At 59.5% G+C, this 6,249-nt stretch carries 6 protein-coding genes and 1 pseudogene; 4 read left to right on the forward strand and 3 right to left on the reverse strand.

From position 1 onward, the window contains the following. The 3 genes and pseudogenes from glnA to ntrC form a co-directional block, all read left to right on the forward strand. Window positions 1-352 (forward strand): annotated as a pseudogene (gene glnA, locus ACFFAR_RS21865) (glutamine synthetase); the annotation flags it as partial. A gap of 158 nt (window positions 353-510) precedes the next feature. Beyond that, window positions 511-1,656 (forward strand): nitrogen regulation protein NR(II), encoded by a 1,146-nt coding sequence (gene glnL, locus ACFFAR_RS21870; RefSeq protein ID WP_061999037.1) that lies wholly within the window; start codon window positions 511-513, stop codon window positions 1,654-1,656. A 145-nt stretch (window positions 1,657-1,801) separates the two neighbouring features. Then, entirely contained in the window at window positions 1,802-3,301 is a 1,500-nt protein-coding gene (ntrC, locus tag ACFFAR_RS21875; protein WP_174363402.1) for a nitrogen regulation protein NR(I), read from the forward strand. A 33-nt stretch (window positions 3,302-3,334) separates the two neighbouring features. Here the strand turns inward: ntrC and xth are convergent, their stop codons facing one another. The 3 genes from xth to ACFFAR_RS21890 are packed head-to-tail and all read right to left on the reverse strand — an operon-like array spanning window position 3,335 to window position 4,779. After that, a complete protein-coding gene (gene xth / locus ACFFAR_RS21880) occupies window positions 3,335-4,111 on the reverse strand; it encodes an exodeoxyribonuclease III (protein ID WP_174363401.1) in 777 nt (258 codons plus the stop codon). A 27-nt stretch (window positions 4,112-4,138) separates the two neighbouring features. Next, window positions 4,139-4,432: an addiction module antidote protein gene (locus tag ACFFAR_RS21885; protein WP_061999040.1), complete on the reverse strand. Its 294-nt coding sequence runs from the start codon at window positions 4,430-4,432 to the stop codon at window positions 4,139-4,141. Next, a complete protein-coding gene (locus tag ACFFAR_RS21890; RefSeq protein ID WP_375508457.1) occupies window positions 4,429-4,779 on the reverse strand; it encodes a type II toxin-antitoxin system RelE/ParE family toxin in 351 nt (116 codons plus the stop codon). The genes ACFFAR_RS21885 and ACFFAR_RS21890 overlap by 4 nt, the downstream gene beginning before the upstream one ends. 194 nt (window positions 4,780-4,973) lie before the next feature. On the opposite strand from ACFFAR_RS21890, the gene ACFFAR_RS21895 reads away from it, so the two are divergent. After that, on the forward strand, window positions 4,974-6,248 hold the full coding sequence (locus ACFFAR_RS21895) for an amidohydrolase family protein (protein WP_375508458.1): 1,275 nt from the start codon (window positions 4,974-4,976) through the stop codon (window positions 6,246-6,248). Window position 6,249 lies beyond the last annotated feature (1 nt).

A 6,249-nucleotide genomic window follows, 5' to 3' on the forward strand; every position in this document is an offset into this window, starting at 1 on the left:
GGGCCGCCGTATCGAAACGCGTTTCCCGGATCCGATGGCAAACCCGTACCTGTGTTTCTCGGCACTGATGATGGCCGGCCTCGACGGCGTGCAGAACAAGATCCATCCGGGCGAAGCAGCAGACAAGAACCTGTATGACCTGCCGCCGGAAGAAGATGCAAAGATTCCGACCGTGTGTGCCGGCCTGGATCAGGCGCTCGACGCACTCGACGCTGACCGCGAGTTCCTGACGGTCGGTGGCGTGTTCACGGATTCGATGCTCGACGCGTATATCGAATTGAAGACGACGGAATTGCAGCGCTATCGCCAGGCTGTGCATCCGATCGAATTCGAGATGTACTACTCGCTGTAAGCGGATGGCGCGCATGCTTCAGTTTCCGGTAGTCGGAAAAGCATGCCGCTCGATGCGAAGCAGAAGTGTCAGGTGAACGGAAAAGGGACGGCGCGCCGTCCCTTTTTTAATCGCCGGATCTTCGTCTCACCAGTTTCAAGACCGGGTCTCACTGCACGATGGTTCTCAAGAATCTCATCAAGGCGAGAAAGAGTCCTCCCGACAATTCGCTGTCCGACGACGCGACGCTCGTCGCCACCAATCTGCTGCCGGGCATGGAAGCGTTGCCCACGGTCGTGCTCGTGCTGGACAAGTCGACGCTGAAGATCGCATTCGCGAATCCGTCGGCGGAAGCCATGCTGGAACGCTCGCGCAGGCAACTGGCTCAAACTGCGTGGCCCGAATTGTTCGCCAACGCAGACGAGCTGGTGACGACCATTGCGTCCATTGCCGATCACAGGTTCAACGCGACCCATCTCGATGCCGTGCTCGAACGCCCCGGTCGCGAGCCGCTGCATGTTCATGCGATCGTCGCTTATCTGGAAGTGGCGCCCAATTACGTGCTGCTCGAACTCTTCGAGAACGAGCGGCACCTGAAGACCGACCGCGAAGAACGTATTCACGATCTGACCGCGGTCAACAAGCAACTGATCCGCAATCTCGCGCACGAAATCAAGAATCCGCTTGGCGGTATTCGAGGCGCTGCACAACTGCTGGAGTTCGAACTCGGCGCGCGTGAGCGCGATGAACTGCGCGAATACACGCAAGTGATCATCAAGGAATCGGACCGGCTGCAGACATTGGTCGACCGGTTGCTTGAACCGCATCGGCATCCGCATATCGTGGGCGATGTGAATATCCATGAGGTGTGCGAGCGCGTGCGCGCCGTGATTCTCGCGGAGTTTCCGCGTGGCCTCACGCTCGACCGCGATTACGACGTGAGCGTGCCCGACCTGCGCGGCGACAAGGAGCAGCTTATCCAGGCGCTGCTCAACATCGTTCGAAACGCGGCAGAAGCGCTGCGCGAACGGATTTCGCAAGGCGATGCACGTATTGAATTGCGCACACGCATCGCGCGCAAGGTGACAATCGGCAAACGCTTACACAAACTGGCACTGGACTTGCATATCACTGACAACGGTCCGGGCATCCCGGAAGAGATACGCGACCGGATCTTTTATCCGCTCGTATCAGGACGAGAAGACGGCAGCGGACTTGGCCTCACGCTTGCGCAAACTTTCGTGCAGCAACACGACGGGTTGATCGAAGTGGAAAGCAAGCCAGGCTGCACCGAATTCACGATCCTGTTGCCGTTCGAAGGATGAACGGCCTCGCCCGGCAACCAACGCAATCGCGGCAGTCATTGAACGATCAATCACGAGGGTTCATCGACATCTTGAAAAGCGCTCATGCGCCTGACCGTTTCGACGGGCTTAAACCGAACCACACGAAGACATCTCGCCGAACTATATGAAGCCGATCTGGATAGTAGACGACGACCAATCCATCCGCTGGGTGCTTGAAAAAGCCCTCGCAAGAGAGAACTTCGCGACGCGCAGTTTTTCCGGCGTCCGCGACGCGCTGACCGCACTCGAACAGGAAAGCCCGCAAGTGCTCGTGTCCGACATTCGCATGCCGGGTGGCTCGGGCCTCGAATTGCTGCAAACGGTGCGCGACAAGCTGCCCGGTCTGCCGGTCATCATCATGACGGCGTTCTCCGATCTCGACAGCGCCGTCGCCGCGTTCCAGGGTGGCGCGTTCGAGTATCTCGCCAAGCCGTTCGACGTGGACAAGGCGGTCGAACTCATCCGCCGCGCGGTCGATGAAAGCATGCGCGGCGAAGCCGCCTACGACAACAGCGTCACCGAAACGCCCGAGATGCTGGGCCAGGCACCGGCGATGCAGGACATGTTTCGCGCGATCGGCCGTCTGTCACATTCCGCCGCCACCGTGCTCATCACGGGCGAATCAGGCACCGGAAAGGAGCTTGTCGCCCGCGCGCTGCACCGCCATAGCCCGCGCGCGAACGGGCCCTTCATCGCGCTGAACACCGCGGCGATTCCGAAGGACCTGCTCGAGTCCGAGTTGTTCGGTCACGAACGTGGCGCGTTCACGGGCGCGCAGGCCATGCGTCAGGGGCGCTTCGAGCAGGCGGAAAACGGCACGCTGTTCCTAGATGAAATCGGCGACATGCCGTTCGATCTTCAAACGCGCTTGCTGCGCGTGTTATCCGATGGCCAGTTTTATCGCGTAGGCGGGCACAACCCGTTGAAGGCGAATGTTCGCGTGATCGCGGCCACTCATCAGAACCTTGAGTCTCGTGTACGCCAGGGCCTGTTTCGCGAGGACTTGTATCACCGGCTGAACGTCATCCGTTTGAGGCTTCCCGCGATGCGCGAACGTAGCGAGGACATTCCGCTGCTCACGCGCCATTTCCTGCAAAAGAGTGCGCGCGACCTCGGTGTGGAACCCAAGCGCGTGTCTGAGGATGCGCTGGCGTTTCTTGCGTCGCTGCCGTTTCCGGGCAACGTCCGGCAGCTTGAGAACCTCTGCAACTGGCTGACCGTGATGGCGCCGGCGCAGACCATCGAGCGCAAGGATTTGCCGCCCGATCTCACGCCGACTCAGGAATATGCCGGCGAGAGTACGGCGCTCACAGCGTCGGCGGTGGAGGGCGGAACGAGCGCGGGTTTGGCGAGTGGTCCGAATGGCGCGCCGGTTGCACTCGGCGCTGCACCGGCCGGCATTGCCGCGAGCATCTGGGAAAACGGCTTGCGTACTGAGGTCGCGCGACTGTTGCGCGAAAATACCGCCGATGTCATGGACGAACTCGCTCGACGGTTTGAAGCCGCGGTGATTCGCGAGGCCCTCGATTTCACGCGTGGCCGCAAGGTGGAAGCGGCTGAGCGCCTGGGCATTGGCCGCAATACGATCACACGAAAGATCCAGGAACTGCATCTGGACGCGTGACGTGAAGCGGGGACGATTTCGTCCCCGCTTCATTCAATCAATGGTCGCGATAACCGGTGCGTGATCCGACGGCTGTTCCCACTTTCTCGGCACCTTGTCGACTTCGCATGCAGTGCAGCGTGCGGCGAGTTCCGCCGTCGCCAGAATGTGATCGATGCGCAACCCCGCGTTACGGCGGAATCCGAGCATCCGATAATCCCACCACGTGAATAGTTTCTCCGGCTGCTCGAATTTGCGGAAGGTATCGGTGAGACCAAGTTCGATGAGTTGCACGAAGTGCGCACGCTCATCGGGCGAAACGAGGTTCTGGCCTTCCCATGCTTTTGGATCGTGAACGTCGCGGTCTTCCGGCGCGATGTTGTAGTCGCCGAGCAGCGCCAGTCGCGAATAGGTTTTCATTTCAACTTCTATCCAGTCGCGCAGCGCTTCCAGCCAACGCATCTTGTATGCGAACTTTTCGGTGCCGGGCGCTTGTCCATTCGGAAAATAGGCCGAGATGATCCGGACGCCTTCGACCGTCAGGGCAATCACGCGTTGTTGCGGATCCTCGAACGCGGGGATGTTGCGCACGATCGTGGTTTCATCGACGCTCAAACTGCTGCGCACCAGAATACCGACGCCGTTGTAGGTCTTCTGGCCTGCGTACCAGCTCTTGTAGCCAGCAGCTTCAAGTTCGGCCACGGGAAATTTGTCGTCAGTGAGTTTGAGTTCCTGCAGGCACAGCACATCGACGCCGCTCGTTGCCAGCCAGTCGATAACGTGCTGCTGGCGGACTTTGAGGGAGTTGACGTTCCAGGTGGCAATTTTCATGAAGTAAATGTTTGGGTTTGACTCTGATCAGTGATGCAGCGGCACGGCGACGAGTTTGACGCCCAGCGCGGCCGCTACTTTCTGGATGGTTTCGAACCGGGGTTTCGCGCCTTCGGAGAGCGACTTGTAAAGGCTTTCGCGCTGCACGCCGGCGTCGGAGGCGACCTTCGACATGCCGCGTGCCTTTACGACGTCGGCAAGCGCCGAGAGCAGAATATCCGAGTCACCCGAAGCAAGCGCTTCATTCAAATAAGCCGCGATGGCCTCTTCGCTATCGAGATAGTCGGATGCGTCGAATGCTGAAATTTGAGTGGAGTTCATTTCCGTTCCTTTCTGATTCGCTGCCACATGGCCTTCGCTCGGGCGATATCCGCTACTTGCCCTTGCTTGCAGCCGCCTGCTAACAAGAGATAGACGCTCAGGCCGTCGCGCACGTAATAAACACGATACCCCGCGCCTGTGTGGATCCGCATTTCCCAGACGCTTTCGCCAACGTCGTGGCAATCGCCAAAATTACCCTTCGCTGCACGTTTGATCCGGACGAGGATCGTGGCGCGTGCGCTCAGGTCTTTTACGCTCAACAGCCAACCTGAAAATTCACGCGTTTGATTGATGGTGTTGGTCATGCACGTGAATCCCGAGTAAGAGTCGAGCGGGATATCTGGCATCGAGTGTATCTCATTGGATACAGTGATTCAAGATATCGTTTAGTGGGGTGTGGCAGTCAGATCACAGGGATTACTTTGACCTGCGCGCTCTCGCTCTTGAAGTCGACCGAATGGCTAACGCGGCCCGTACGCTCGAAATTCTTCTTTCTGTCCCGCTACAATGTCCAGAACACCTCAGCGAAAGGACGAGCCCCATGGACCTGATCATTCGACGCGCCGCGCTCGCCCACTCGCGCGATCCTGTGGATATCGGCATCAAAGACGGCCGCTTTGCCGCCATCGAGCCGCGGCTCGACGCCACGGCGCCTGAAGAAATCGACGCTGCGGGTGCTCTCGTCACGGCGCCGTTCATCGATGCGCATTTCCACATGGACGCTACGCTGTCCTACGGCTTGCCGCGCGTGAACGCATCGGGAACGTTGCTGGAAGGCATCGCATTGTGGGGTGAACTGAAGCCTGAGCTCACGCAAGAGGCGCTGGTCGATCGAGCGATGCAATATTGCGACTGGGCCGTCGCACGCGGTCTGCTCGCGATCCGTTCTCATGTCGACGTGTGCGATCCGCGTCTGCTTGCGGTGGAAGCGCTGCTCGAAGTGAAGCGTCGAGTGAAGCCATATCTCGACCTGCAACTCGTTGCGTTCCCGCAAGACGGCATCTTGCGCAGCAAAGGCGCTTTCGAGAATTTGAAGCGTGCAATATCGATGGGCGTCGACGTCGTCGGCGGCATTCCGCATTTCGAGCGCACGATGGCCGACGGCGCCGAGTCCGTGCGGCTGTTGTGCGAGTTCGCAGCAGAGAAGGGCTTGCGTGTAGACATGCATTGCGATGAGTCCGATGACCCCATGTCGCGGCACATTGAAACGTTGGCGGCAGAGACGCATCGTCTGGGTTTGCAAGGGCGTGTGACCGGTTCGCACTTGACTTCCATGCACTCCATGGACAACTACTACGTGAGCAAGCTGATCCCGTTGATCCGCGATTCGGGCGTGGCCGCAATCGCAAATCCGTTGATCAACATCACGCTGCAGGGGCGCGCCGATACTTATCCGAAGCGTCGCGGCATGACGCGCGTGCCTGAACTGATGGCGGCGGGCGTCGACGTTGCGTTTGGCCACGACTGCGTGATGGACCCGTGGTACAGCCTCGGTTCCGGCGACATGCTCGAAGTGGCGCATATGGGATTGCACGTGGCGCAGATGACGGGCATCGACGCAATGCGCGCCGCGTTCGAAGCAGTGACTACGACACCGGCGAAGATCCTGGGTATCGAAGGATATGGGATTGCCGTGGGTAACAACGCGGATTGCGTGGTGCTGGACGCGCGTGATCCTGTCGAAGCGATTCGACTACGGGCGGCACGCACGGCTGTGCTTCGACGAGGGAAGGTGATCAGCCGTTCACCGTCGATGCGGGCGAAGTTGAGCCTCGAGGGGCGGCCGGAGGAAGTGAATTTCAGGCTGGACCGCTAAA

This window comes from uncultured Caballeronia sp., from assembly GCF_964243625.1.
Lineage (GTDB): Bacteria > Pseudomonadota > Gammaproteobacteria > Burkholderiales > Burkholderiaceae > Caballeronia.